This is a genomic window from Lentzea sp. NPDC005914 (assembly GCF_040629405.1).
Lineage (GTDB): Bacteria > Actinomycetota > Actinomycetes > Mycobacteriales > Pseudonocardiaceae > Lentzea.
This window is the reverse complement of record NZ_JBEXVQ010000008.1, coordinates 154,642-179,186: the sequence shown is the minus strand read 5'-3', so window position 1 is coordinate 179,186 and position 24,545 is coordinate 154,642. Positions and strand designations below refer to the sequence as shown.

Below are 24,545 nucleotides of genomic sequence, written 5' to 3'. Positions count from 1 at the left end.
CGCCGTGAGCTTGTTGACCGCCGCAACGGTCCTGACGGGCTGCAGCAGCACCCTGGACGACGTCAAGATCACGATGGCCACGGGCAGCGAGGGCGGCGTCTACTACCGGCTCGGCAACGGCCTCGCGGACATCTGGAGCGGGCGGCTCGGCATCGTGCGGCCCCAGGTCGTGGCGACGGCCGGGTCCAAGGACAACGTCACCCGGCTGGTCAACAACCAGGCCCAGGTCGGCTTCTCCCAGGCGGACGCGCTCGAGGAGGTGGAGGGCTCCTCCCGGTTGCGCGCGCTGGCCCGCATGCACGACGACTACCTGCAGGTCATCGTGCGCGCCGACCTGCCGGTGAAGAAGCTCAGCGAACTGTCGGGACTGCGCGTGTCGGTCGGCGGGCAGGAGTCGGGCGTCGAGATCATCGCGAACCGGATGCTGGACTCCCTGCACGTCACACCGCAGAGGCTGAACCTCGACCTCGAGAAGTCCGCCCAGTGGATGACCGAGGGCAAGCTCGACGCGTTCTTCTGGTCGGGCGGGCTGCCGACGACGCGCATCACGCAGCTCACCAAAGAGCTCGGCGTGCGGATGCTCGACCTGAGGGACGAGTTGGGCCCCTTCCGCGGGCAATATCCCGTGTACGGGTCCGCGACACTGCCCGCCTCGACCTACAACCTGCAGTCCGGGCCGGTCATCACGCTCGTCGTGCGCAACTTCCTGCTCGTCACGGAGTCGATGCCCGACGACGTGGCCGAGGCGCTCGTGCGGCAGCTGTTCGAGGGCCAGCCCGAGCTGGTGAAGGCCCACTCGGCGGCGCGGACGATCGAGCAGCGGTCCGCGATCGAGACATCGCCCGTGCCGCTGCACAACGGCGCCATGCGCTACTACCGCGACGCCAAGGTCTAGCTTCCGCCCGATATCCAATACCCGATATCCCATATATCACCTGCCGATACAGTGGATATCGGCACGCAATATACCGGATATCGCCGTCCAATATATTGGATATCGCGCGGCGGCATACTGGATACCGGGTCGCGACATATTGAGTACGCTCGGCGATATATTGGATACTGGCTGCGATATATCGAATATCAGACGGCCGGCAGTTCGATCACGACCTTGAGACCGCCGTCCTCGGGCGACTCCAGGCGGACGACGCCGTCGACGCGCTCGACGACCAGGCGCACGATCGACAGCCCGAGCCCGGACCCGGCCACGTTCTGATGGGCCGGACTGCGCCAGAACCTGTCGGTCGCCCGCTCGAGCTCGTCGGGCTGCAACCCGGGCCCGTGGTCCGCGACCGACAGCCGCACGACGCCGTTGTCCTTGCGCACATCGACGACGACCAGCGTGCCCTCGGCGGTGAACTTCAACGCGTTGTCCAGCAGCGCGTCGAGGATCGTCTCGACGCCACGCGGCGGCGCGAGGGCCATGCCGACGCGTTCACCGTCGAGCACGAGGTGGACTTCCTTCGCCGTCGCGGCCGCGTTCCACGCCGACAGCCGCGCGGCCACGGACTTGTCGACGTCGACCGGCACCGGGTCGACGGAGCTGGACTCCGCGCGGGCCATCGCGAGCAGCTCGTCGAGGATCCGGTTCAGCCGGTCCGTCTCGCCCAGCGCCTCGACCTGGTGCACCTCCGCCTCGGCGTCGACGTGACCCTCCAGATTGGACAGCCGGAGTTTCAGCGCGGTCAACGGGTTGCGCAGCTGGTGTGACGCGTCGGCGACGAAAGCCCGTTGCGCGGCAAGCACATCGCTCACGTTCGCGGCCATCTGGTCGAACGACCGCGAGAGCTGCCGGAGTTCGGGCGGCCCGCTCTCCGCCCCCACCGGCGGCACCGGCCGGCCGGACACCACCGCGGCGAGGAGCTTCCCGGTCGCGTCGTCCAGCGCCTGCACCGGACGCAACGTCCACCGCACCACCGGCAACGCCAGCAGCACCGCCAGGGCCAGCACCAGAAGCGACGCCGCGAGCAGCAAACCCCACCACGCCAGCACCTCGAACCGCGTCTTGGTCGTCGGCGAGAACGTGATCACCGCACCGCGCACCTCGCCGTCGACCAGAACGGGCTCGGCGAGCACCAGTCTGGTGTCACTCCAAGGCATGAACAACGGCGGCGCGACCGGCAGGCGCCCGGCCAGGGCCTTGCTCACGAGGTCCTGCACGGCGCTGTCGCCGAGCGCCAGGTCGTTGCGCGAGGCGATGAGCGGGACCGTCGGCGCGTCGCGGGCGACCACGGCCACGCCGATGTCGTAGAGCTCGGTGTACCGCTCCAGTTCGGCCCGCAGCAGGATCGGTTTGTCGTCGATCAGCGGCCGCTGCGCCAGCGACGCGAACCGGCTGGTGTCGGTGAGGCGGTCGAGGAACATCTCCTGCTGTTCCGCGGCCGCCACACCCCGTCCCAGCGGCACGCCGAGACCGACGAGCACCAGCACGATCAGGGCGAGCACGACGCCCAGCAGTCGAGACCTCACGAGCCGTCACCTCACCCCACGGCGACACGCCGCCGCAAGATCACTCGCAAGATCACCCATTCGAGATCACACCTGCCCCAGCCGGTATCCGACGCCGCGCACGGTCTCCAGCAGGGCCGGCCGGCCCAGCTTCGTCCGCAACGTGGCGACGTGCACGTCCAGTGTGCGGTTCGCGCCGGACCACGTCCGGCCCCACACCTCGGCGAGGATCCGCTCCCGCGTGCACACCGCGCCACCCGCGGCCATCACGAGCGCGAGCACCTGGAACTCCTTGCGCGAAAGGGCGACGGCGTCACCCGCCACGGTGACTTCGTGGCGTCCCAGGTCGACGCGCACGTCGCCGGTCTCGAACACCTCCGTGGACACCGCTCCCACCCCGACGGGATCGGCGCCGCGACGACGGCGGACGGCGTGCACGCGGGCCACGAGCTCACCCACGTCGTAGGGCTTGACCAGGTAGTCGTCGGCCCCGGCGTGCAGCCCGAGGATCCTGTCGTCGATCTCCCCTCTGGCCGACACGACGATGATCGCGACGTCCGAGGCCGCGCGAATGGCGCGGCACAGCGTCACGCCGTCCATGTCGGGCAGGCCGAGGTCGAGCAGCACCACGTCGACGCCGGTGAGGCGGTCGAGCGTGCCGCGGCCCGTGGCCTGCCGGTCCACGTGGAAACCCCTCCTGGTCAGGGCTGGGACCAAGGCCTCGGCGACCCTGTCGTCGTCCTCGACGAGCAGCACGCGCACTTTCGCTACCTCCCGGGCAACCGATGTCTGCCTGTGACAGAGTTGAGACCCTAAGTCTTGCTCAATGTCCTGGACTGGTGTGGTGGCGGACACCTAGGTTTCCGCCAACGCCGACGACCCCAAATGGAGGACTGGATGACTGCCGCCTCTGCCCCGCCGATGATTCGTGTGGCGGGTGTGGACAAGTTCTTCGGACCGCTTCACGTGCTCAAGAACGTGCAGCTGGAGGTCCCGAAGGGGCAGGTCGTGGTCGTGCTGGGGCCGTCGGGTTCCGGTAAGTCGACTCTGTGCCGGACCATCAACCGTCTCGAACCGATTGATTCCGGTCTCATCGAGGTCGACGGGCAGCCACTTCCCGCCGAAGGAAAGGAACTGGCCCGCCTTCGCGCCGATGTCGGCATGGTGTTCCAGTCCTTCAACCTTTTCGCACACAAAACCATCGTCGAGAACGTGATGCTCGCTCCGGTGAAGGTGCGCAAGACCCAGGCGGCCGAAGCGCGCAAGACCGCGATGGAGCTGCTGGAGCGCGTCGGGATCGCCAACCAGGCGGAGAAGTTCCCGGCCCAGCTCTCAGGTGGGCAGCAGCAGCGTGCGGCGATCGCCCGCGCGCTCGCGATGAAGCCCAAGGTGATGCTGTTCGACGAGCCCACGTCCGCGCTCGACCCCGAGATGGTCCAGGAGGTCCTGGACGTCATGACGGGCCTGGCCAAGGACGGGATGACGATGCTCGTCGTCACGCACGAGATGGGCTTCGCCCGCAAGGCCGCGGACCGGGTGATCTTCATGTCCGACGGCGAGGTCGTCGAGGACTCCACGCCCGAATCGTTCTTCTCGGCCCCGAAGTCCAACCGCGCGAAGGACTTCCTTGGCAAGATCCTGACTCACTAGAAGTCAGCCCACTTTCGAACGAATGGCAGGAGAAGGACGATGAGGGTTCGCACCCTTGCGGCGGTGCTGCTGACGGGCGCACTGGCCCTGACCGCGTGTGGCAAGGAGGGCACCCCGACCGACTCGGGCACGCCCGCCGGCCTGTTCGAGGTCGCCAAGGACGTCAAGGTCGACGGCTCGCCCACGTTCGAGAAGATCAAGACGCGCGGCACGCTCGTCGTCGGTGTCAAGGAAGACCAGCCGGGCCTGGGCTACAAGGACCCGACCACGAACAAGTACAGCGGTTTCGACATCGACATCGCGCGCCTGATCTCCGCGAAGCTGGGCTTCGACCCCGAGAAGATCCAGTTCAAGACGATCCAGTCCGCCGCGCGTGAGCAGGCGCTGATCAACGGCGACGTCGACTACTACGTCGGCACGTACACGATCAACGCGGGCCGCAAGGAGAAGGTCGGCTTCGCCGGTCCGTACTTCGTCGCCGGTCAGGACCTGCTGGTGAAGAAGGACAACACCGACATCACCGGCAAGGACACCCTCAAGGGCAAGAAGGTCTGCTCGGTCACCGGGTCGACGCCGGCCAAGCGCGTCCGCGACGAGAAGCTGACCGAGCCGGGCGGCAGCGTCGAGGAGTTCCAGGGCTACTCGCAGTGCGTCACCAAGCTGCTCAACGGCGAGGTCGACGCGGTCACCACGGACGACGCGATCCTCAAGGGCTACGCGGCCGCCGAGGACGGCAAGCTGAAGGTCGTCGGCAAGACGTTCTCCAGCGAGCCGTACGGCATCGGCCTGCCCAAGGAGGACACGGCCCTGCGCGGCAAGGTGAACGACATCCTGCAGGCGTCGCTGGACGACGGCACGTGGCAGAAGATCTACGACGGCACCCTGGGCAAGTCGGGTTCGTCCGCGGAGAAGCCGAAGATCGACCGGTACTGACGGTCTCCTCACGTGGCCGGTGGATCCCACGTGGGTCCACCGGCCGTTCCTTTGAAAGCGGACGACAAGGAAGCCGATGAGCGTCCTCACCAACAACCTAGAACTGTTCCTGCGCCTGTTCGGGCAGACACTTCAACTCTTCGCGATCGCCGCGGTGCTGTCGCTGCTGCTGGGCACGCTGCTCGCGGCGTTGCGGGTCAGCCCGGTGCCGGTGTTCCGGGCGATCGGCACGCTCTACGTGACGGTCCTGCGCAACACGCCGTTGACGCTGGTGTTCGTGTTCTTCGTCTTCGCCTACCCGCTGCTGGAGATCCTCAAGATCGACAACTACACCGCGGCCGTGGTGGCGTTGTCGCTCTACACGGCGGCTTTCGTCTGCGAGGTCGTGCGGTCGGGCATCAACACCGTGCCGGTCGGCCAGGCCGAGGCGTCCCGCGCGCTGGGTCTCACGTTCACGCAGATGCTGGGCAACGTGGTGCTGCCGCAGGCGTTGCGCTCGGTGGTGCCGCCCATGACGAGCACCATGATCGCGTTGCTGAAGAACACGACGGTCGCGTCCGGCTTCGCCGTCGTCCAGGCGGGCAACATCCGCGAGTCGCTGGCGGAGCAGGGTGAGAACGTCCTGCTCGGACTCCTGTGGGTCGCTCTCGGGTTCGTCATCCTGGTCATGCCGCTGACGTACGTGCAGCAGATCTTCGAGAAGCGGTGGAGCGTGGCCCGATGAGCATGGTGCTGTTCGACGTCCCCGGCCCGAAGGCCAACGCACGTCACAAGATCATGGCCGTCATCGGCATCGCCGCGGTGCTCGCCGCGCTGGTGTACGTGGTCATGCGCTTCATCGCCACCGACCAGTTCTCCTCCCGCCGGCTCGACTGGATCAACTACAAGCAGATCCAGCTCTCCCTGGTCGACGCGATCGGCAACACGCTCAGCGCGTTCGCCGTCGGCGCGGTGCTGGCCCTCGCGTTCGGCGCGATCTTCGCGGCGGCCCGGCTGTCCGACCACGCGTGGCTGCGCGTGCCGGCGGCGGTGATCGTCGAGGTCTTCCGCGCGATCCCGCTCGTGATCATGATGTTCTTCTTCTACTACGGCCTTCCCGTGGCCGGGGTGAAGCTGAGCGCGTTCACGGCGGTCGTGATCAGCCTGATGCTCTACAACGGCTCGGTGCTCGCGGAGATCTTCCGCGCGGGCATCAACTCGTTGCCGAAGGGGCAGAGCGAGGCCGCGTACGCGCTGGGCATGCGCAAGACGCAGGTGATGACGTTCGTCCTGCTGCCGCAGGCGTTGCGGGCGATGCTGCCGACCATCATCAGCCAGCTCGTCGTACTGCTGAAGGACACCGCGCTCGGCTTCCTGATCACGTACGAGGAGCTGCTGCGGTGGGGCACGCGCATCGGTGGTGACGCGGTGAACTTCGGCCGTCCGATCATCTCGGTGATGATCGTGGTCGCCGCGATCTACATCGGACTGTGCCTGTTGCTGACGTGGCTCGCGACCTACCTGGAGAAGCGCAACCGCCGCAACAAGAAGGTCATCCACACGGACGACGTGGAAAAGCCCGTCCTCATGGATGCGTCGGCCGCCGGCTGACCAGGATCGGAACAGAACGGGGCGTGTCCACATCGGACACGCCCCGTTCTCACTTCCAGAGCACCGAATCGCAGTTGTTCGCCACGTAGTCCGCGGCCAGCGAGCCGTCCCCCGCCTTGGCCTTCGCGGCCGCTTGGCGGGCGTAGCGCTGCCCGTCCGGGTCCTCCGGTGAGAACTTCGGCAGCACCTCGTCCATCACCTTCAGCGCCTTGCTCTCGGCCGCCTGGTCGCCGCGTTTGCGCGCGTCGTCCCAGCCGAGGTACCAGGCGCACGAGTTGGTCATCTCGAGGACGATCCGCTCGCTACCCGCGGGTGCCTTGTCCGGTCCCGGCCCGGACTTCTCCGCGAGCACGTCGAGGTCCGGCCTGCGGCCGTCCGGCCAGGTGAGATTCGAAGCGCTGTCCCGCATGGCTTTCGCGTACTGCTGCTGATCGACGAACGCCGGTTGTGCTGGTGGTGCCGCACAACCGGACACCAGAACCACCGCGAGCAGTGCGATCAGTTGCCGCTCCACCACAGCGTTCCTCCGACGGTGCCCTCCGTGTACGGGCTGTTCGACGCGAGGCAGAACTTGGTGCCCGCCCTGAAGTTCGTGCCCACGTGCTTGCGGGTCTCCTCCATCCGCACGAACGCGCCCCGCGTGTTGCGGTCGCCGCACTTGTACCAGGCGAGCTGCATGATGCCGCCGTAAGCGACCTGGGCGTCGATGTCGGAGCCCGCGACGGTGATCGTGCGCGCGGTCGTGAACCACGTGATCTGGTTGTGCTTGAACGGCACCGTGATCGTGGTCGACGCCGCCTGCGCGGGCGCGGCCGACAGCATCGCGAAGCCCACGGCGAGCAGACCTACGAGTGCACGTTTCATCAGGAGTTCCCCTCAGGAGTAGACGTTCCAGTCGACGACACCGCACCAGTCCTGATCACTGCCCGCAGTCGCGAGGTAGAACGTGGTGCCCGCGCGGAAGTTCGTCCCGATGCGCCGGCGAGCCCTGTCCCCCGCCGGGAACAGCACGGGACTGCCCGCCACCCGGAGGTCGCCCTCGCGCAACCAGCGGATCTCCAGGTCGACGGGACTGGCCGTGACACGCAGGTAGACGTCCGAGCCGTCGGCGGTGATCGTGCGGACGGCGAGCAGGTCGGCCGATGCGGTGCGCATGCAGCGGAACGTATCGACGGGGAAGAACCGGGTCGTCGCACGAACAGTGGATCTACCGTCAACTTTCGCGGTACGCTCCCGGTTGGGGGGATCTACCGCGGTGACGTCACATGAGTGAGGGGCATTGTGGCGCGCGTGCTCGTAGTCGACGACCAGCCGTTGTTCAGAGCGGGCCTGGTCGCGTTGCTCAACGTTTCACCTGACCTGACCGTCGTCGGCGAGGCAGCCGACGCGGACACCGCCGTGCGGCTGGCCGAGTCGTCCCAGCCGGACGTGATCCTGCTCGACATCCGCCTGCCCGGGCTCGTGGCGCTCAAACGCGCCGCGACGTCCGCACGGGTGCTGGTGCTGACGACCTTCGACCTCGACGTGTACGTCCACGAGGCGTTGCGCCTGGGTGCCGCCGGGTTCGTGCTGAAGGAGTCGGAGCCCGCCCGGCTGCTGGCCGCGATCAGCGCGGTGGCGTCGGGCGAGATGCAGTTCAGTCCCACGGTCATGCGCCGGCTCGTCGAGGCGTATCTGCGGGGTGACACCGCGGTGTCGCCGTGGGGTTCCGTGAGCCTGGACGAGCTCACCGGCCGCGAACGCGAGGTGCTGCGGCTCGTCGGCACCGGCCTCACGAACGCCGCCATCGCGTCCAGGCTGACGGTCACCGAGGGCACCGTGAAGACGCACCTCAACCGCGTGATGACGAAGCTGCGGCTGACCAGCCGGGCTCAGGCCGTCGTGATGGCCTACGAGTCCCGGCTGGTCGTGCCTCAGGCTTCTACCGCTTGAACAGCTTGTTGCCCAGCCAGACGATCGGGTCGTACTTGCGGTCCGCCACGCGCTCCTTCATCGGGATGAGCGCGTTGTCGGTGATGTGGATGTGCTCGGGGCACACCTCGCTGCAGCACTTGGTGATGTTGCAGAGCCCGAGCCCGTGCTCCTCCTGCGCCTGGTCGACGCGGTCGGCGGTGTCGAGCGGGTGCATCTCCAGTTCGGCGACCCGCATGAGGAACCTCGGGCCAGAGAACGCCTCCTTGTTCTCCTCGTGGTCACGCACCACGTGGCAGGTGTTCTGGCACAGGAAGCACTCGATGCACTTGCGGAACTCCTGCGAGCGCTCGACGTCGACCTGCTGCATCCGGTACTCGCCCGGCGCCAGGTCCTTCGGCGGCGCGAACGACGGAACCTCGCGCGCCTTGGTGTAGTTGAAGGACACGTCGGTCACGAGGTCGCGGATGATCGGGAACGTCCGCATCGGCGTGACCGTGATCGTCTCCCCCTCCTGGAAGGTCGACATCCGGGTCATGCACAGCAGGCGCGGGCGGCCGTTGATCTCCGCGGAGCACGAGCCGCACTTGCCCGCCTTGCAGTTCCACCGCACCGCGAGGTCCGGTGCCTGCGTGGCCTGCAGCCGGTGGATGATGTCGAGCACGACCTCACCCTCGTTGACCTCGACGGTGAAGTCCTCCAGCGCACCGCCGGAGTCGTCACCGCGCCACACCCGGAACTTCCCCTGGTAGCTCATGACAACTCCTCGGCCGTGAGGTACTTCTCCAGCTCGCTGCGGTCGAACAGGTCCAGCAGGTCGTGCCGGATCGGGATCTGCGGCTTCTCCTCGACGCTCACACCGTCACCGTCCACGTTGCACACCAAGAGCTTCCGCCGCCACTCCGCGTCCATTCCCGGGTGGTCGTCGCGGGTGTGCCCGCCGCGCGACTCGGTCCGCAGCAACGCGGCCTTCGCCACGCATTCCGACACCAGCAGCATGTTGCGCAGGTCGAGTGCGAGGTGCCAGCCCGGGTTGAACTGCTGGTGCCCCTCGACCGTGAGCAACTGGGCCCGTTCCTTGAGCTTCTCCAGGCGCTGCAACGCTTCTTCCATCTCGCCCGCACGCCGGATGATGCCGACCAGGTCGTTCATCGACTGCTGCAGCTCCATGTGCAGCGTGTACGGGTTCTCGCCGCCTTCCTGCTGGAACGGCGCCAAAGCGGTGGCCCGCGCTTCGGTGACAATGGCTTCCGAGACCGTCGGCCTCGATTCGAGCGCTCGCACGTATTCCGCGGCGCCGGCCCCGGCTCGCCGCCCGAACACGAGCAGGTCCGACAACGAGTTCCCGCCCAGGCGGTTCGAGCCGTGCATGCCACCGGACACCTCACCGGCGGCGTAAAGCCCTGCCACGGAAGAGGATCCGGTGTCCGGGTCGACCTCGACGCCACCCATCACGTAGTGACAGGTCGGGCCGACCTCCATCGGCTGCGCGGTGATGTCCACGTCGGCCAGTTCCTTGAACTGGTGGTGCATGGACGGCAGCCGCTTGCGGATCTCCTCGGCGGGCAGACGCGTCGACACGTCGAGGAAAACGCCGCCGTGGGGTGACCCGCGCCCGGCCTTCACCTCGGAGTTGATCGCGCGCGCGACCTCGTCACGCGGCAGCAGCTCCGGTGGGCGACGGTTGTTGGCCTGGTCGGTGTACCAGCGGTCGCCCTCCTCCTCGTTGTCGGCGTACTTGTCCTTGAACACCTCGGGGATGTAGTCGAACATGAACCGCTTGCCGTCGGAGTTGCGCAGCACACCACCGTCACCGCGCACGGACTCGGTAACGAGGATGCCTTTGACCGAGGGCGGCCAGACCATCCCGGTGGGGTGGAACTGGATGAACTCCATGTTGATCAGCGAGGCGCCCGCGCGTAGTGCCAGCGCGTGGCCGTCACCGGTGTACTCCCAGGAGTTCGAGGTGACCTTGAACGACTTGCCGATGCCACCGGTCGCGAGGATCACCGCCGGTGCCTCGAACATCACGAACCGGCCGGACTCGCGCCAGTAGCCGAACGCGCCGGCGATCCGGTCGCCGTCCTTCACGAGGTCGGTGACGGTGAACTCCTGGAACACGCGCAGGCGTTCCTCGTAGTCGCCGAACTCCTTGAAGTCCTCCTGCTGCAACGACACGATCTTCTGCTGCAGCGTGCGGATCAGTTCGAGCCCGGTGCGGTCGCCCACGTGTGCGAGACGCGGGTACTCGTGACCACCGAAGTTGCGCTGCGAGATCCGGCCGTCCTTCGTGCGGTCGAACAACGCGCCGTAGGTCTCGAGCTCCCAGACCCGTTGCGGTGCCTCCTGCGCGTGCAGTTCGGCCATCCGCCAGTTGTTGAGGAACTTGCCGCCGCGCATCGTGTCGCGGAAGTGCACCTGCCAGCTGTCGCTCGAGTTCACGTTGCCCATGGCGGCGGCGATGCCACCCTCGGCCATCACCGTGTGGGCCTTGCCGAACAACGACTTGCAGAGAACGGCGACGCGCAGGCCGTGCTCACGGGCCTCGATCGCGGCTCGCAGACCGGCACCACCCGCGCCGATCACGAGAACGTCGAACGAATGCCTTTCCAGCTCGGGCAAAACCACTCCTTAGTTGATGAAGCGGAGGTCGGAGATCGTTCCCGAGGCGACCAGCGCGACGTACAGGTCGGTGAGGCAGACGAAGATCAGCGAGGCCCACGCGAGCAGCATGTGCCGGTTGTTCAGCTTCGAGATCTGCGTCCACATCCAGTACCGGACCGGGTGTTTGGAGAAGTGCTTGAGCCGCCCGCCCGCGATGTGGCGGCACGAGTGGCAGGACAGGGTGTACGCGCCGAGCAGCGCGACGTTGGCCAGCAGGATGATGTTGCCCAGGCCGACGCCGGTGCCGAACGCGAGGACCGCGTCGTAGATGTTGATCAGCAGCAGGATCGAGGCCGCGTAGAAGAAGTAGCGGTGCAGGTTCTGCGCGATCAGCGGGAACTTCGTCTCACCGGTGTACTTGCTGTGCGGCTCGGCCACGGCGCACGCGGGCGGTGACGCCCAGGCGGCCCGGTAGTAGGCCTTGCGGTAGTAGTAGCAGGTGATCCGGAAGCCCAGCAGGAACGGGATGATGATCACCGGCGGGGTGAGGAAGCCGGGCAGCGCCGGGAACCACTGACCGAAGTGGGATGCCGCGGGGAGGCACTCCTCGGTGAGGCACGGCGAGTACATCGGTGTGAGGTAGTGGTACTGGTCGACCCAGTAGTAGTCCCCCTGGAACGTGCGGAACGCCGCGTAGATCGAGATGAGCAGCAGGCCGACGAATGTCGTCAGCGGCGGCAACCACCATCGGTCCGTGCGCAGAGTCCTGGCGGCGATCTCTGCCCTCGCCATTACTCACCTTTCTGGGGGTCCACGTCGTTGTGGAAGAAACGCCGAACGGCCCCCGCGTCAGGCGGGGGCCGTGTGATCAGGTCGGCTCAGGATCGGTTGCGGTAGCCACCGAGTCCTTCGTCGTCTGCGTCCTTCCAGAGCGACTCGTCGTAGGGCGTGTCTGGCACGACCACGACCTCGCGTTCCACTTGAGGCGCTTCACGCTGCCTCGGTGTGGAGCCGAGATCGACGAGTTCGGTGGCGTCGATGTCCATGCGTTCTACGTCGTTGGCAAGGCGTTGCACAGCTGCCACGTCGCCGTACTTGGCGCGCAGCGAGCTGACGCAGTGCCGCATCTGACCGATGACCCGGCGCAGTTCGACAATCTCCGTGGACGTCATGGGACACCTCCGTTCCAAGGTCGTGCCCCGCACTCTGCCCAATCTCAAGCCATGTGACAAGGACCACACGCCAAGATTCAAAACTGGTGCCGTCCCAGTTACTGAATCGTTTTTGTGTCGGCGACCAGCCATGACTTACTGTGTGTGGCGTCACGCCCGTCCGTGGGACGCCACCGTTGTCGTCTCGAAAGGGCCCCACCACGGCCCGTGATGACCCGGAGACCCACCATGAGCGAACTGCATCCCGTACTGACAGAGGTGACACGCAGGATTGCCGCCCGCAGCGCGGACACCCGTCGTGTGTACCTCGAACGTGTGGCCGCAGCCGCGCAGGACGGCACGTCCCGGTCCGGCTTCGCGTGCAGCAACCTGGCGCACGGCTTCGCGGGGATCACCGGCGGCGACAAGGCCGCGCTTCGAGCCCTGCGCAAGTCCAACGTCGCGATCGTCTCTTCCTACAACGACATGCTGTCGGCCCACCAGCCGTTCCAGGAGTACCCGGCCTGGATCAAGGACTCGGTCCGCGCGGTGGGTGGCGTGTCCCAGTTCGCGGGCGGTGTGCCCGCGATGTGCGACGGCATCACCCAGGGCCGCGACGGCATGGAGCTGTCGCTGTTCAGCCGCGACGTCATCGCCATGTCGACCGGTGTCGCGCTGTCGCACGAGATGTTCGACGCCGCCGTGCTGCTGGGCGTGTGCGACAAGATCGTGCCCGGCCTGCTGATCGGCGCGCTGTCGTTCGGCCACCTGCCGTCGATCCTGGTGCCCGCGGGCCCGATGGCGTCCGGCCTGTCGAACAAGGAGAAGGCCCGCGTCCGGCAGCTCTACGCGGAGGGCAAGGCCTCGCGCGAGGACCTGCTGGAGGCCGAGGCCGCCTCGTACCACTCCCCCGGCACCTGCACGTTCTACGGCACCGCGAACTCGAACCAGATGGTCGTCGAGGTCATGGGCCTGCACCTGCCGGGCGCCTCGTTCGTCCCGCCGGGCACCGGTCTGCGCCGCGCCCTGACCGAGTACGCGGGCCGCCGCGCCGTCGAGATGGCCCGAGGCGAGGGTTACACCCCGATCGCGCACATCGTGGACGAGAAGGCCGTCGTCAACGGCGTCGTGGCTCTTCTGGCCACCGGCGGCTCCACCAACCACACGATGCACCTGGTGGCCATCGCCGCCGCCGCGGGCATCGAGCTGAGCTGGGACGACCTCAACGACCTGTCGGCCGTGGTGCCGCTGATCGCGCGGGTCTACCCGAACGGCAGCGCCGACATCAACCACTTCCAGGCCGCGGGCGGCGTCCAGTTCGTCGTCGGCACCCTGCTGGACGCCGGTCTGCTGCACGCCGACGTCAACACCGTCGTCGGCCACGGCCTCGACCGCTACCGCCAGGAACCGATGCTGCCCGATGGCTCCCTGGTGTGGGTGGACGGCCCCGGCCGCTCCCTGGACCTCGACGTCCTGCGCCCCGCCTCCGACCCGTTCGCCTCCGACGGCGGCCTGCGCATGCTGTCGGGCAACCTCGGCCGCTCGGTCATCAAGGTCTCCGCGGTGGCTGTTGAAAATCACGTCGTCGAGGCCCCCGCGCGCGTGTTCACCACCCAGGAGGCGTTCCAAGACGCCTTCAAGGCCGGCGAGCTCGACCGCGACGTGGTCGTCGTCGTCCGCCAGCAGGGCCCCCAGGCCAACGGCATGCCCGAGCTCCACAAGCTGACGCCTCCCCTCGGCGTCCTGATGGATCGCGGCTACAAGGTCGCCCTCGTCACCGACGGCCGGATGTCAGGCGCCTCGGGCAAGATCCCCGCCGCCATCCAGCTGACCCCGGAAGCCGCGGTCGGCGGCCCGCTCGGCCGAGTCCGCGACGGCGACGTCGTGCGGCTGGACGCCACCGCGGGGACGCTGGAGGTCCACGTGACCGCCGAGGAGCTCGCCTCCCGCCCGCTCGTCGACTTCCCGCCGACCGGCCGCGAGTGGGTCGGCACGGGCCGCGAACTCTTCGCCGCCCTGCGTCGCACCGTCGGTCCCGCCGACCGCGGCGCCACCGTGTTCGGCCCCATCACCGCCGACCACTTCGCCCCCGTCACCCACCACTAACCGGCCCCCCCAGCCAATATATTGGCCCCGACACCCCGCTGACCTGCCACTTAGCAATGAGCCTTTGGACGACGTCGTCAAAAGACTCATTGCAAAGGGCAGCAGCAGCGCCCGCCTCGCCGCCCCGCCTTGCCCGCCCCGCCTTGCCCGCCCATCCCGTCCGCCCCATCCCGTCCGCCCCATCCCGCCAACGTCACCCATCGCCCATGTCCGACCGCCATTGCAATGAGTCTTTTGCGGACGTCCGCAAACGTTTTTTGCATCCGGCGGGTGGGCAGCGGCGGCGAGATAGCGTGGAGGCGCGCGTGGCAGCATGCGATATATCGGTTTTCGATCAAGGAGTGACACCGTGACCAACGGCGACAACCCCACGGCGAGCACCGGAGCCGACCTGCTCGCGCTCTCGCCCGTCATCCCCGTCGTCGTGGTCGACGACGCCGACCACGCGGTGCCGCTCGCCCAGGCGCTGCTGCGCGGCGGCGTGCGCGTCATCGAGCTCACGCTGCGCACCCCGGCCGCGCTCGCCGCGATCGAGAACGTCGCGCGCGAGGTGCCGGAGATCGTGATCGGCGCGGGCACCGTCACGGCGCCGGAACACGCCGAGCAGGCCGCGAAGGCCGGGGCGGCGTTCCTCGTCACGCCCGGCACGACCGAGCGGGTGCTCGACGCCGCCGACGCGACCGGGCTGCCGTACCTGCCGGGCGCGGCGACCGTGTCCGAGGTGATGCGGCTGGCCGAGCGCGGGCTCAGCGCGCTGAAGTTCTTCCCCGCCGAGGCGGCCGGCGGCGTCGACTACCTCAAGTCGATCGGCGGGCCGATCCCGCACGTGCGGTTCTGCCCGACCGGCGGCATCACCCCGCAGACCGCGCCGAACTACCTCGCGCTGCCGAACGTCGGCTGCGTCGGCGGCTCGTGGCTGGCCCCGAAGGACGCGCTCGCGAAGGGCGACTGGGACCGCATCGAGACCCTCGCCCGGGAGGCCACCCGCCTCGGGTAACCGAGATCACCATCCGGGATCTTCTCCCGCATACCAGGACCGGCGTCCCACCTCGTTGGATTGTTCACCCAACGGGAGGTGACGCCGGTCTCGTATTAACGGAAGTTTGATGAAAAGTGAATCGACTCCTGGCCAATTGAGATTTCAGCAGGAATAACGCCTATCTCCCAGGTGTCACACTTGCTCGTTGCAATGGCGCACGAGAGGAGCAGGTGTGACTGTCCAGGAAGCCGACGTCGCGGGGTTGGTCGGGGAGCAGCTGACTATGTCGGCTTTCAACCAGCTTTCCGGCAGTCTGGGTGGTTATTCCTTCGTCAAGGTGGTCGTCGACCGGCACAACGGGACGATCCACTTCCTGAACAACGCGCGCCACGAGTTCCACGCCATCTACATCGGCCAGGAGATCCTGGGCATCGCCGAAGCGGACATGCGCGCACGGATCGACGAGTTCAACCAGAGCTTCTACCACGCCTCTGACCGGCGGTTCTTCCTCGGCATCCTGTCGCTGCACCAGCGCGAGGACAGGCGCATGTTCTCGCTGGAGACCGTCGAGGTCGACACCATGTCGGCCGGCATGATCGAGTTCTTCTACGCCGAGGTGCGCAAGAACGTCGACGCCGCCACGCCGTTGTTCTTCAAGCCCGCCAACCACCTCCAGGAACAGGCGGTCGCGGAGCTTCCCGTGGAAAGGCTTCCACGGATCCTGGCGCACGAATTGTTCTCGACCGCCGAGTTCGTGGCGTTGAATCCGGGCACCACGAAGGGCCGGTTGCGCGCATTTCGCACCGAGCAGGAGTACCGGCAGAACTCGCTGGAGTGGTTCGACATCGTGGTGATGCACCGCGTTCCGGACGACATTCCGCGTCTTGCCGGCATCATCAACGCGAGCCACACCACTCCCCTGTCGCACACGAACGTCCTGGCGACCGGCTGGTCCATCCCGAACGCCATCCAGCTCGGCGCGTTCGACCTGATCGACCGGGAGAACCTGGACGGCCAGTGGGTCGAGTACGAGGTGTCGCCGAAGGGCGCGACCGTCGGTCTGCGATTGATCGACGAGCCGGAAGACCTCGGCCAGCGCCCCGCCTGGTACGCGCAGCGCATCACGCTCGAGGAGCCCGAGGACACCTACAACCCGATCCTCAACCTCGGCAGGATCCGCTACAACGACAGCCACCGCTACGGCACGAAGGCCGCGAACCTCGGCGAGCTGCACCACGTGCTCGCGGAGGAGTCGCGCCGGATGCTCGGCTTCTTCTCGGTGCCACGCCCGCCGCGCGACAACCTCATGCCGTACCTGGCGAAGCTGCTCAACCGGAACGAGGAAGACGACCTGCTGGCCGCTGCCCAGCAACTGCTCGCGGAACGGGTGCGGGTGCCGCGCGGCGTCGCGCTGCCGTTCTCGATGCACCAGGGCTTCCTGGAGTCGTCGCCGAAGATCCAGCAGGCCATCGGCAAGCTGAAGATGGCGCTGGAGCTCAACGCCCGCGAGATCGAGCCGTTGTGCGTCGAGCTGCAGCGGCTGATCCGCAAGACCCGCGTGCCGGACTACCTGCTGTCCGAACTGGACAGCGCGCTCGTCGAGAACCTGGCCGGTGTCAAGACCTTCGTGGTGCGCAGCTCGTCGAACGCCGAGGACCTGGCCGGGTTCTCCGCCGCGGGCATCTACGAGTCGTACAACCACGTCACCAGCGCCGAGAAGATCGTGGAGTCGGTCAAGGAGGTGTGGGCCTCCCTCGTCTCCGCCCGCAGCGTGCGGTTGCGGCAGCAGGCCGGCATCTCGCTCGACGACTGCTTCATGGGTGTCGTGATCCAGGAGCAGGTCGACGCGAGCTTCGGCGGCGTCATGGTCACCACGAACCCCATGAACCGCAACGACTTCCGCAACGTCTACATCAACGTCTCGCCGAACGTCACCGACGTCGTCGAGGGCTCGAAGCAGCCGATGCAGTACCTCTACTCCACTGTGGAGGGTGGCGGCCGCACGGTCTCCCTCGGGGACGCCGGCGAGGACCTGGACGTCAACGGGCACGCGCAGCTGCAACGGCTCGCCGTCGTGGGCCGTCTGTTGCAGGCCCACTTCTCGCCGGACTACACGTTCGACTCGCCGGTCGACATCGAGTGGCTCGCCACCGACGAGATCCTGTACGTCCTGCAGCTGCGGCCGTACTCGATCTGATGCTGGGTCTTCGCGTACCGGCGACTCCGGATGTGGCGCGTGCCGTCCGCCTGACGTACGGCTTCCAGTTCTTCTTCGGGCTGCTGCTGTGGATCCCGATCTTCTACTCCTACCAGAAGCAGCTCGGGCTGAGCGATGCCGAGATCTTCGGCATCCAGTCGATCTACTACATCGCGTTCTGCCTCATGGAGATCCCGACCGGCATGGTCGCGGACCGCTTCGACTACCGCACGTCGTTGTGGCTCGGGGCGAGCGTGCTGGTGGGAGCGAACCTGGTGCCGGTGTTCGCCGGCGACTACACAGGGTTCCTCGTCCACTTCCTGCTGATCGCGCTGGCCAGGTCGTTGATCTCGGGCGCCCAGAGCGCGTACCTGTACGAGTACCTCAACGCGCACAACGCCGGGCACCTCTACCTCAAGGTCGAGGGAGTCGGACGGTCGTACAGCCTGGTCGGCAAGATCGTGTACTGGCCGGTGATCGGTCTGCTGATGCAGTGGAACATGCCGTCGCCGTACTGGCTCACCGCGATCAACGCGGCGATCGCCGTCGTCCTGGCGCTCAAGCTCCCGCCGATTCCGGGGTGGAAACGGCCGGAGGGCAAGACGTCGAAGCTGCTCGCGGGCGTCGGAGGTGCGTTCGGCTCGCTGAAGACGTCGCGCTGGCTGCTGCTGTTGATGGTCCAGGGCATCGCGATGTTCACGCTGGTGCGGATTCTGCAGGTGAACCTGTTCCAGCCGGTGCTCGAGTCGAAGCACGTCTCGGTCACCTGGTACGGCTCGGTGCTCGCCGCGATGACGATCTTCGAGGCGATCGCCGCCGCCCGTCCGCACTGGTTGTCGCGCAAGATCGGGCCCGCGAAGTCGGTGTTCCTGCTGACGATCGTGATGGCGTTGTCGATCGGCTTCATCGTGCCGTCCGGCGGGATCCTGACGATCGTGTTGCTGTGCCTGTTCTCCGTGACGGCGGGTATGAGCTTCCCCATCCAGAAGAAGCTGCTCAACGACGCGATCCCGGACTCCCGTTACCGCGCAACGCTTCTGTCGATGGAGTCCATCATGGACCGTGCCGTGTGCGCGGTCGTCGCCGTCGCGCTCGGCGCCTACCTCGCCGGCGGGCAGCTCAACGAGTTCCTCGTGCTGTCGTCCGTCGTCAGCGTGATCCTGATGGCGTTGCTGGCCGGTCTGCTGATCGTCGTCAGGACCACAAGGCGGCGACGAGCTCAGCTCGTCCGGTGATGCCGAGCTTGCGGTAGGCGCTCGACAGGTGCAGCTCCACGGTGCGGCGGGTCAGGTGCAGGGTCTCGGCGATCTGCCGGTTCGTCAGACCCTGCGCCGCCATCCGCGCGACCCGGTTCTCCTGCTTGGTCAGGCCCTGCACCTGGTCGCCCTCGTCGCGGACCTCGTCGCCCGCGAGCTTGGCCAGCGGGTGCGCGCTGAGCTGGCGGGCCAGTTCGAACGCGCGGCGCAGGTGCGGGGCCGCGGCTTCGGTGCGGCCCTTGCGGCGCAGGTGATGCCCGAGCCAGTACAACGACTGGGCGTGCAACAGCCGGTGCGGTGACGAGGCGAGAAGCTGTTCCGCCTCAGCGAGGACGTCGACGTCATCGGTGCTGATGCCCACGCTCATCATGGCGGTCCCGACGACGCGCGTGGAACCCCACCGCTTGGCCAGGTCGAGCTCTTCGTGTGCGAGCCGAGCGGCGTCGTCGCGGTTGCCCAACGCCAGATACGCGCGCACGGCGTGATGCCGCCACGCAATCAGCGCGGGGTTGGGCATCTCGCGTGCGGCAAGCCGACGGCCGGCCTCCAGCAGGTCCTCCAGCGCCCCCTCCGCGTGGCACGACGCGAGCTTGAGCCTGCCGCGGGTGTAGACGACGTTGATGTGCTGCAACAGGTCGCCGTCCTCGGTGACGAGCGGCGCGGCCTCGTCGAACTGCCCCATCTCGATGCACACCTCGGCGAGCTTCGCCGTGGCCAGCAGGACCGCGGGGCACTCCACGTTGCCCGTCGAGACCGGCGGCGTGAGGAACGTGTACGCGCGCGCCAGGTCACCGCTGTTGTGGAAGGCGTGGGCGCGGGCGATCATGCTGAGCATCCCGCGGCGCAGGTGCGGGTCGTGCGAGACCGGCGCGGTGCTGTGCGAGAGCCAGAACTTGTTGGTGTGCTCGGGATCGTCGCCGAGCACCGGCACCAGGAACGTGAACAGGTAGGGCTCGCCGAAGACGTCGACCCACTCGCCGTCGAGTGCTTCCAGCGCGTGCCCGACGGCTTCGGCGGACGAGTCACCGCTGCGGGCGCCCGCGACCGCGAGCAACGCCGACCGCGCGCGCCGCAGGTTCGGGTCCTGCGGCGTCTCGCCGACGAGGTCCTCGAAGTACTTGCCGGCGCAGTTCGCCATCCGCGCGTCGCGGTTGGCGGCGAGGAGGTAGGTGATGCAGACGAGGTGCCAGACCGTGTCGCGGTCCTCCGGCAGCAGGCGGGCGACGACCATGATCGCGAGCGAGACGGCGAAGTGCGCGTCCGAGCCCGTGCACATGTTCTGGATCAGCGACAGCGCGACGGTCGCGGCGAGATGCGGGTCCTCGCAGGCGGTCAGCGCGTCGCGGACCCGGTCGCGGCCTTCCCTGTTGTCCCCGAGGTGTTCGGCGTGACCGAGCTCGACCTCGATCGACAGGCGGTCCTCGTCGGACAGATGTTCCTCGAGCGCCCGTTCCAGGTGCTCGACGCCACCGACCTCGCGTAGCAGGTCGACCGACCACGGCAAGCGGACCGATCTCGCCTTCAGCACGTGCTCGGCGACGCGTTCGTCGGGCGCGTCGGACTCGAACAGCAGCCAGGCGGCACGGGCGTGGGCGGCGGACCGGACGGCGATCGGCATGTCGGCGAGGATGCTGTTGCGCACGAACGGATACCGGAACGTCAGCGGGTCGGTGTCGGCGAGCACGCCGAGGCGGACGAGCGTGTCGACGGCGGGCAGCGCGTCGAACCCGGTCAGCGCGGACAGCAGATCCAGGTTCGCGTCACCGTCGAGCACCGCGGCGGAGCGGGCGACTTCGGCGGCACCGGTGTACTCGCGCAGGCGCATGCCGATCATCTCGCCGACCGCGGCCGAACCTTCGCCTTCCTCACGTAGCAAGGCTTGTAGCAGGTACGGGTTGCCGCCGGTGAGCTCGTGGCAGCGTTGTGGATCCCGATCGGTCAGCTGCGCGATGGCGGTGACGTCGAGGCCGTCGAGGTCGATGCGGTGCGGGTGGGCGCCGGCGATCTCGGGCAGCGTCACCTCGTCCGTGGACAGGTAGCCCTGCGAGGCACCGAGAGCTATGACGACCGGCATGCCCTGCATGCGCGGCCGCAAGTAGGCGAGCGCGCGCTTGGAGAAGGTGTCGGCGACGTGGACGTCGTCGACGACCATGACGAGCGGTGCCTTGCGCGCGGAGTTCGCAGCGCGCGCGTACAGCTCCTCCAGGTCGTGTTCGTTCGCGAGGCACGGTGCGAGCTGCCGCACTACGGCACCTGGGAGGTGGCTCTCCAGCCGCGCGCTCTTGGCCAGGCGGACGGTGAACCCGCGGCTCCGCGCCTCGGCCGTGAAGGCGTCGAGCAGCGCGGACTTGCCGATGCCGAAGCCTCCGGTGACGACCACGCACGAGGCCGTTCCTTGCAACGCGTCGTCCAGCAAACGTCCGAGAGCTGCGAGTTCCGCGTCCCGGCCGAGTAGTGGAGATGTCACCTCTGCCTACCCCTGCCTTCGGTACCGAGAGGACCGCAGGTCGAAGGTTTCGGTGTTCCTTCGGTGAGGACCGTAAAGACCTGCGCTTCGTCGTCGGGCAAACTTACCCACAGGTAACGGTTAACGGAACTGTGAGCTGTGCGGGAGAGAGCGATGATCTGGGCCAGGCTGATGCGCGGATGGCTCCGCCTCGCCTGCCTGCTCATGGGCTTACACATGGCGGAACAGCGGAAACGGCCCGTCATGAGCAGACTCCGCGCGCGTCAGGGTGCGGACCTCGGCCGGGTCGGCGGTCTGCGAGGACAACGACTCCACCACCGAGAGAACCGCGGCGATGGCCACCACGACGCCCGCCGCCACCACCAGGATGCCGCGAGCGATGCGGCACGGTGGACCGGCAGTCTGCGGATGGACGACCTGACGCAGCACCGGCGCGAACATGCCGAAGTCGGCCGCGTCGCGCTGGCAGGCCTCGCACCCGGCTAGGTGCCGGGAGAAGATCACGTGCTGGGCGGGGTCGAGGACCCCGAGCACATACGCCGCAACATCACCGCACGGCCCGTCTGGGCTCGTGCGGTTTTCGTCGTCTTCTACCCCGTCCACGTCGTCGGCATGTGGTTGACGAGTCACCATCACGCTAGCTCCTGTCCTGCAGTGCCCGGCGGATCGTGTGCATCGCCTTGTACAACCGGGACTTGACGGTTCCTTCCGGGACTCCGAGAACGATCGCGGCTTCCTTCACAGTTCGTCCCATGACATACGTTTCGTAGATAGCCGAACGGTGCTCATCACTCAATTGGCGTACTACGTCGGTGATGACCATTACCGAAAGTGTCTGTTCTGTGTCGTCCGGAGATTCGGCGATGTCCGGGCGAAGCAATTCCACTTCTTGCGGGCGCGCCTGACGACTGCGCCATCCGTCGATCACAATGCGACGAGCCACGGTACAAAGCCAGCCGCGCAACATCCCCGGTTCACGAACAAGGTGCGCGGAGTTCTGCCAAGCCCTGATCAACGTCTCCTGGACGACATCTTCTGTCCATTGACGGTCGTAGTTGGTCAGACACAGGACCTGCGAGAACAACATCCGCTGGAACTGCCCGTAGAGGAGCGTGAGCAATTCCTCGTCCTGATGGGCTTGAGCAACCCTGCCCTGATCAACCATGAAGCTTGCGACCTCCCCAGATATCGGCGACGGCTTCGCTTCGGGCGGCAGGCCTAGCGACTCGGTGGCCGAGTGGAATCCTTCGCATCCTACATCGTGAACACGAAATCTTCTCGGGTACGTAAATCAAGTCCGAATGGTTCGCAAGTTCTACTGTGATCCACGTCACATCAGCATCTTCGCATGTGGGGTGAACTGCGGCCCCACCAGCACGTATCACCTTCGAAGGCAGCTCGATCGTGGGGAGGAACGGGCACTATGCGTCACCGGTTGGGCACGCTGGGGCAGCACGCAGCGCTGTTTGCCGTCTCGTCTGCCGTATTTATCGGAGCCCTCATCGGAGCGGTTCCGGCGAATGCGCAGTCGACCGACGTGCAACCCTCGGAACGCTCTTTCATGGTATCTCTGCGGCAAGCGAACTCTTGGCTCGTACCAATCAGCAAAGAGGCTCCGGCACGCACCACGAATGCAGGGATCAGCAACGCCGGAAGGGACATCTTCGACGCGCATTCTCGACTCGACGTCGATCTGCTCAAAGCAGCCACCGAACTCGGCGTGGTACTGCCGAACGACGTGAGCAGTGAACACCAGTCACTCATCGACGAGATGGCGGAACGCACAGGCGACAACCACGACCGCGCCTACGCGACGATCGTGCGCCAGGCGCAGGGCGGCCTTCTCGTAATGGCGGTGCAAACGCGCGCGACAACGCCGAACACCACAATTCGCACGCTTGCCCACCAGACCGTTCAAATGCTCATCCGCACGATGACGGTCCTCGAGAACACCGGGCTGGTCGATCAGTCCGCCTTCGAATTGGTGACGGCCAAGGCACAGGTGAACGCGGTGCGCGTCATCGGCCAGAACATCGAACCGTCGGACCGGGAATTACTCGTCCTGCTCACCCAGCATTCGCTTTGGCAGAAACCGGCGAGCCGCGAGAGCTCCGACCGGGCCCGGGACGCGAAGGTCCGCAAGGTGGCCGGCCAGCTCGCCTCCGAGCACACCCAGCTCATCTCGGCGGTCACCGAGGCGGCCGGTCAGATCGGAGCGGATCTCCCGGCCGAACCGACGACCGAGCAGAAGTCGTGGGCGAACGCGATCTCGTCCAGCTCCGGCGACGAGCTCGACCGCATGTACGCCAACCTGTCCCGCGCCGCCGACGGCTCCTTGATCACCCAGGTCGCCCGAGCACGCGCGACGACCAAGAGCGTCCCCGTGCGCGTCGCCGCACAAACCGGTCTGACGCTCCTGCTCAAGCACATGCTCCTGCTGGAGGGCACGGGCCTGGTGAAGGCGAACTCTCTTCAGATGACCGACGCCCCGGCCATCATGCAGCCCAAGCCCAACAGCAGCCCGCCTCCCCAGCCCGACGACTCGCCCACGAGCATCGGCTTCATCACCGGCATCATCGTCCTCGTCGTGGCCGGCGCGGGCACCCTCTGGCTCGTCCGAGCCATCGGCCACCACGGCGAACACCGCCGCTAGCCGCCCCCTCATATATCGGCTGCGCGCCCTCGCCAACCGATATATCACCGCCCGGCGGGCTGTCCCCCAGCCCGCCGGGCACCAGCCTCCCGCCACGTTCCCCCAGCCCTTGCAATGACTCTTTTGACGACGAAGTCCAAAGAGTCATTGCTAAGGCGCAGGTCGGCGGGGTGCTGGGTTGACATAATCAGCGTTGAAGGCGGAACGTGCCGAGGACCTCGACGTTCGAGGCTCCGGGGGCGCTTCCGCTGGCGGGCCCGCTGCCGAGCCCTCTGGCGCGGCTGTCGCGGACGACGGCGACGTGGTCTGCGTCGGGCGTGACGGGCACGACGACGGTGAGGACGCGCGGGGCGTCCGAGCTGATATATGGATCTTGGGGGAACGTTTCGACGTTGCTGCCGAGGCCTGTCCACACCGGGACGCGGCTGACGGTGCGGCCGTCGCGGTCGCGGACCTCGACGTAGTCGCCGGCGTCGCTGTCGCGGAAGACGCCGACAGTGACGTTGACCGGATGTTGCTCCAACAGCTGGACGCCGTCCGCGGCGAACTCGAAGATCAGGCGGACGGATCTGGTCAACGGAACGTCGGTCATGGCGAGCG

24 protein-coding genes are annotated in these 24,545 nt (G+C 67.1%); 11 read left to right on the top strand and 13 right to left on the bottom strand.

Annotated elements, in window-relative coordinates:
• The first annotated feature begins 4 nt into the window (after nucleotides 1–4).
• Nucleotides 5–895: a TAXI family TRAP transporter solute-binding subunit gene (locus tag ABZ345_RS13975; protein ID WP_359847134.1), complete on the top strand. Its 891-nt coding sequence runs from the start codon at nucleotides 5–7 to the stop codon at nucleotides 893–895.
• Between the two features lie 188 nt (nucleotides 896–1,083).
• Here the strand turns inward: ABZ345_RS13975 and ABZ345_RS13970 are convergent, their stop codons facing one another.
• Nucleotides 1,084–2,469 (bottom strand): HAMP domain-containing sensor histidine kinase, encoded by a 1,386-nt coding sequence (locus tag ABZ345_RS13970; protein ID WP_359847131.1) that lies wholly within the window; start codon nucleotides 2,467–2,469, stop codon nucleotides 1,084–1,086.
• A 66-nt stretch (nucleotides 2,470–2,535) separates the two neighbouring features.
• Nucleotides 2,536–3,210 carry a response regulator transcription factor gene (locus tag ABZ345_RS13965; RefSeq protein ID WP_359847129.1) on the bottom strand — a complete coding sequence of 225 codons (675 nt, stop codon included), beginning with the start codon at nucleotides 3,208–3,210 and terminating at the stop codon, nucleotides 2,536–2,538.
• Nucleotides 3,211–3,369: 159 nt separating this feature from the next.
• Here ABZ345_RS13965 and ABZ345_RS13960 point away from each other — a divergent pair, with 159 nt between their 5' ends.
• The 4 genes from ABZ345_RS13960 to ABZ345_RS13945 all read left to right on the top strand — a co-directional run bounded on the left by ABZ345_RS13960 (nucleotide 3,370) and on the right by ABZ345_RS13945 (nucleotide 6,621).
• Complete coding sequence (locus ABZ345_RS13960) at nucleotides 3,370–4,098, top strand: amino acid ABC transporter ATP-binding protein (protein ID WP_359847524.1); 729 nt, start codon at nucleotides 3,370–3,372, stop codon at nucleotides 4,096–4,098.
• Between the two features lie 39 nt (nucleotides 4,099–4,137).
• Entirely contained in the window at nucleotides 4,138–5,031 is an 894-nt protein-coding gene (locus tag ABZ345_RS13955) for a glutamate ABC transporter substrate-binding protein (protein ID WP_359847126.1), read from the top strand.
• 76 nt (nucleotides 5,032–5,107) lie between these two features.
• Complete coding sequence (locus ABZ345_RS13950; protein WP_359847123.1) at nucleotides 5,108–5,755, top strand: amino acid ABC transporter permease; 648 nt, start codon at nucleotides 5,108–5,110, stop codon at nucleotides 5,753–5,755.
• A complete protein-coding gene (locus tag ABZ345_RS13945) occupies nucleotides 5,752–6,621 on the top strand; it encodes an amino acid ABC transporter permease (protein ID WP_359847119.1) in 870 nt (289 codons plus the stop codon). The genes ABZ345_RS13950 and ABZ345_RS13945 overlap by 4 nt, the downstream gene beginning before the upstream one ends.
• 49 nt (nucleotides 6,622–6,670) lie before the next feature.
• Here ABZ345_RS13945 and ABZ345_RS13940 read toward each other — a convergent pair whose 3' ends face one another.
• Genes ABZ345_RS13940 through ABZ345_RS13930 form a run of 3 tightly spaced genes read right to left on the bottom strand, consistent with a single transcriptional unit; the run spans nucleotide 6,671 to nucleotide 7,776 of the window.
• The gene (locus tag ABZ345_RS13940; protein WP_359847116.1) at nucleotides 6,671–7,135 is read right to left on the bottom strand and encodes a hypothetical protein; all 465 of its coding nucleotides are present in this window, start codon (nucleotides 7,133–7,135) and stop codon (nucleotides 6,671–6,673) included.
• Nucleotides 7,120–7,485, bottom strand: coding sequence for a hypothetical protein (locus ABZ345_RS13935; RefSeq protein ID WP_359847113.1), 366 nt, complete (start codon nucleotides 7,483–7,485; stop codon nucleotides 7,120–7,122). Before ABZ345_RS13935 ends, ABZ345_RS13940 begins: the two co-directional genes overlap by 16 nt.
• A gap of 12 nt (nucleotides 7,486–7,497) precedes the next feature.
• Nucleotides 7,498–7,776 carry a hypothetical protein gene (locus ABZ345_RS13930; RefSeq protein WP_359847110.1) on the bottom strand — a complete coding sequence of 93 codons (279 nt, stop codon included), beginning with the start codon at nucleotides 7,774–7,776 and terminating at the stop codon, nucleotides 7,498–7,500.
• Nucleotides 7,777–7,911: 135 nt separating this feature from the next.
• On the opposite strand from ABZ345_RS13930, the gene ABZ345_RS13925 reads away from it, so the two are divergent.
• A complete protein-coding gene (locus ABZ345_RS13925) occupies nucleotides 7,912–8,553 on the top strand; it encodes a response regulator transcription factor (protein ID WP_359847107.1) in 642 nt (213 codons plus the stop codon).
• Here the strand turns inward: ABZ345_RS13925 and ABZ345_RS13920 are convergent.
• The 4 genes from ABZ345_RS13920 to ABZ345_RS13905 form a co-directional block, all read right to left on the bottom strand.
• Nucleotides 8,543–9,289 (bottom strand): succinate dehydrogenase/fumarate reductase iron-sulfur subunit, encoded by a 747-nt coding sequence (locus ABZ345_RS13920; protein WP_359847104.1) that lies wholly within the window; start codon nucleotides 9,287–9,289, stop codon nucleotides 8,543–8,545. The two genes, ABZ345_RS13925 and ABZ345_RS13920, sit on opposite strands and share 11 nt — an antisense overlap.
• Nucleotides 9,286–11,154, bottom strand: coding sequence for a fumarate reductase/succinate dehydrogenase flavoprotein subunit (locus ABZ345_RS13915; protein WP_359847101.1), 1,869 nt, complete (start codon nucleotides 11,152–11,154; stop codon nucleotides 9,286–9,288). Before ABZ345_RS13915 ends, ABZ345_RS13920 begins: the two co-directional genes overlap by 4 nt.
• A gap of 9 nt (nucleotides 11,155–11,163) precedes the next feature.
• Nucleotides 11,164–11,928 (bottom strand): hypothetical protein, encoded by a 765-nt coding sequence (locus tag ABZ345_RS13910; protein ID WP_359847099.1) that lies wholly within the window; start codon nucleotides 11,926–11,928, stop codon nucleotides 11,164–11,166.
• A gap of 86 nt (nucleotides 11,929–12,014) precedes the next feature.
• A complete protein-coding gene (locus ABZ345_RS13905; RefSeq protein ID WP_045309380.1) occupies nucleotides 12,015–12,308 on the bottom strand; it encodes a hypothetical protein in 294 nt (97 codons plus the stop codon).
• Nucleotides 12,309–12,518: 210 nt separating this feature from the next.
• Between ABZ345_RS13905 and edd the strand changes: the two genes are divergently transcribed.
• The 4 genes from edd (at nucleotide 12,519) to ABZ345_RS13885 (ending at nucleotide 18,804) form a co-directional block, all read left to right on the top strand.
• A complete protein-coding gene (gene edd / locus ABZ345_RS13900; protein WP_359847096.1) occupies nucleotides 12,519–14,393 on the top strand; it encodes a phosphogluconate dehydratase in 1,875 nt (624 codons plus the stop codon).
• A 349-nt stretch (nucleotides 14,394–14,742) separates the two neighbouring features.
• Nucleotides 14,743–15,390, top strand: a complete 648-nt coding sequence (gene eda, locus ABZ345_RS13895) for a bifunctional 4-hydroxy-2-oxoglutarate aldolase/2-dehydro-3-deoxy-phosphogluconate aldolase (RefSeq protein ID WP_359847093.1) — start codon at nucleotides 14,743–14,745, stop codon at nucleotides 15,388–15,390.
• A gap of 214 nt (nucleotides 15,391–15,604) precedes the next feature.
• Nucleotides 15,605–17,569, top strand: a complete 1,965-nt coding sequence (locus tag ABZ345_RS13890) for a PEP/pyruvate-binding domain-containing protein (RefSeq protein WP_359847090.1) — start codon at nucleotides 15,605–15,607, stop codon at nucleotides 17,567–17,569.
• Entirely contained in the window at nucleotides 17,569–18,804 is a 1,236-nt protein-coding gene (locus ABZ345_RS13885; protein WP_359847088.1) for an MFS transporter, read from the top strand. Before ABZ345_RS13890 ends, ABZ345_RS13885 begins: the two co-directional genes overlap by 1 nt.
• On the opposite strand, the gene ABZ345_RS13880 is transcribed toward ABZ345_RS13885, so the two are convergent.
• From ABZ345_RS13880 to ABZ345_RS13870, 3 genes are all read right to left on the bottom strand, one after another.
• A complete protein-coding gene (locus tag ABZ345_RS13880) occupies nucleotides 18,764–21,292 on the bottom strand; it encodes a LuxR C-terminal-related transcriptional regulator (RefSeq protein ID WP_359847085.1) in 2,529 nt (842 codons plus the stop codon). The genes ABZ345_RS13885 and ABZ345_RS13880 overlap by 41 nt on opposite strands.
• Before the next feature lie 210 nt (nucleotides 21,293–21,502).
• Complete coding sequence (locus ABZ345_RS13875) at nucleotides 21,503–21,925, bottom strand: zf-HC2 domain-containing protein (protein WP_359847521.1); 423 nt, start codon at nucleotides 21,923–21,925, stop codon at nucleotides 21,503–21,505.
• Nucleotides 21,926–21,929: 4 nt separating this feature from the next.
• Nucleotides 21,930–22,457, bottom strand: coding sequence for a sigma-70 family RNA polymerase sigma factor (locus ABZ345_RS13870; protein ID WP_045309470.1), 528 nt, complete (start codon nucleotides 22,455–22,457; stop codon nucleotides 21,930–21,932).
• Nucleotides 22,458–22,727: 270 nt separating this feature from the next.
• Here ABZ345_RS13870 and ABZ345_RS13865 point away from each other — a divergent pair, with 270 nt between their 5' ends.
• The gene (locus ABZ345_RS13865) at nucleotides 22,728–23,945 is read left to right on the top strand and encodes a DUF4142 domain-containing protein (RefSeq protein ID WP_359847081.1); all 1,218 of its coding nucleotides are present in this window, start codon (nucleotides 22,728–22,730) and stop codon (nucleotides 23,943–23,945) included.
• A gap of 187 nt (nucleotides 23,946–24,132) precedes the next feature.
• Here the strand turns inward: ABZ345_RS13865 and ABZ345_RS13860 are convergent, their stop codons facing one another.
• Entirely contained in the window at nucleotides 24,133–24,537 is a 405-nt protein-coding gene (locus ABZ345_RS13860; protein WP_359847078.1) for a hypothetical protein, read from the bottom strand.
• Nucleotides 24,538–24,545 lie beyond the last annotated feature (8 nt).

Coding starts and splice junctions, on each gene's coding strand:
- ABZ345_RS13905 (WP_045309380.1), bottom strand. CDS start 12,308: ATGACGTCCACGGAGATTGTCGAACTGCGCCGGGTCATCGGTCAGATG.
- ABZ345_RS13950 (WP_359847123.1), top strand. CDS start 5,108: ATGAGCGTCCTCACCAACAACCTAGAACTGTTCCTGCGCCTGTTCGGG.
- ABZ345_RS13910 (WP_359847099.1), bottom strand. CDS start 11,928: ATGGCGAGGGCAGAGATCGCCGCCAGGACTCTGCGCACGGACCGATGG.
- edd (WP_359847096.1), top strand. CDS start 12,519: ATGACCCGGAGACCCACCATGAGCGAACTGCATCCCGTACTGACAGAG.
- ABZ345_RS13930 (WP_359847110.1), bottom strand. CDS start 7,776: ATGCGCACCGCATCGGCCGACCTGCTCGCCGTCCGCACGATCACCGCC.
- ABZ345_RS13935 (WP_359847113.1), bottom strand. CDS start 7,485: ATGAAACGTGCACTCGTAGGTCTGCTCGCCGTGGGCTTCGCGATGCTG.
- ABZ345_RS13875 (WP_359847521.1), bottom strand. CDS start 21,925: ATGGTGACTCGTCAACCACATGCCGACGACGTGGACGGGGTAGAAGAC.
- ABZ345_RS13860 (WP_359847078.1), bottom strand. CDS start 24,537: ATGACCGACGTTCCGTTGACCAGATCCGTCCGCCTGATCTTCGAGTTC.
- ABZ345_RS13885 (WP_359847088.1), top strand. CDS start 17,569: ATGCTGGGTCTTCGCGTACCGGCGACTCCGGATGTGGCGCGTGCCGTC.
- ABZ345_RS13870 (WP_045309470.1), bottom strand. CDS start 22,457: ATGGTTGATCAGGGCAGGGTTGCTCAAGCCCATCAGGACGAGGAATTG.
- ABZ345_RS13960 (WP_359847524.1), top strand. CDS start 3,370: ATGATTCGTGTGGCGGGTGTGGACAAGTTCTTCGGACCGCTTCACGTG.
- ABZ345_RS13955 (WP_359847126.1), top strand. CDS start 4,138: ATGAGGGTTCGCACCCTTGCGGCGGTGCTGCTGACGGGCGCACTGGCC.
- ABZ345_RS13945 (WP_359847119.1), top strand. CDS start 5,752: ATGAGCATGGTGCTGTTCGACGTCCCCGGCCCGAAGGCCAACGCACGT.
- ABZ345_RS13920 (WP_359847104.1), bottom strand. CDS start 9,289: ATGAGCTACCAGGGGAAGTTCCGGGTGTGGCGCGGTGACGACTCCGGC.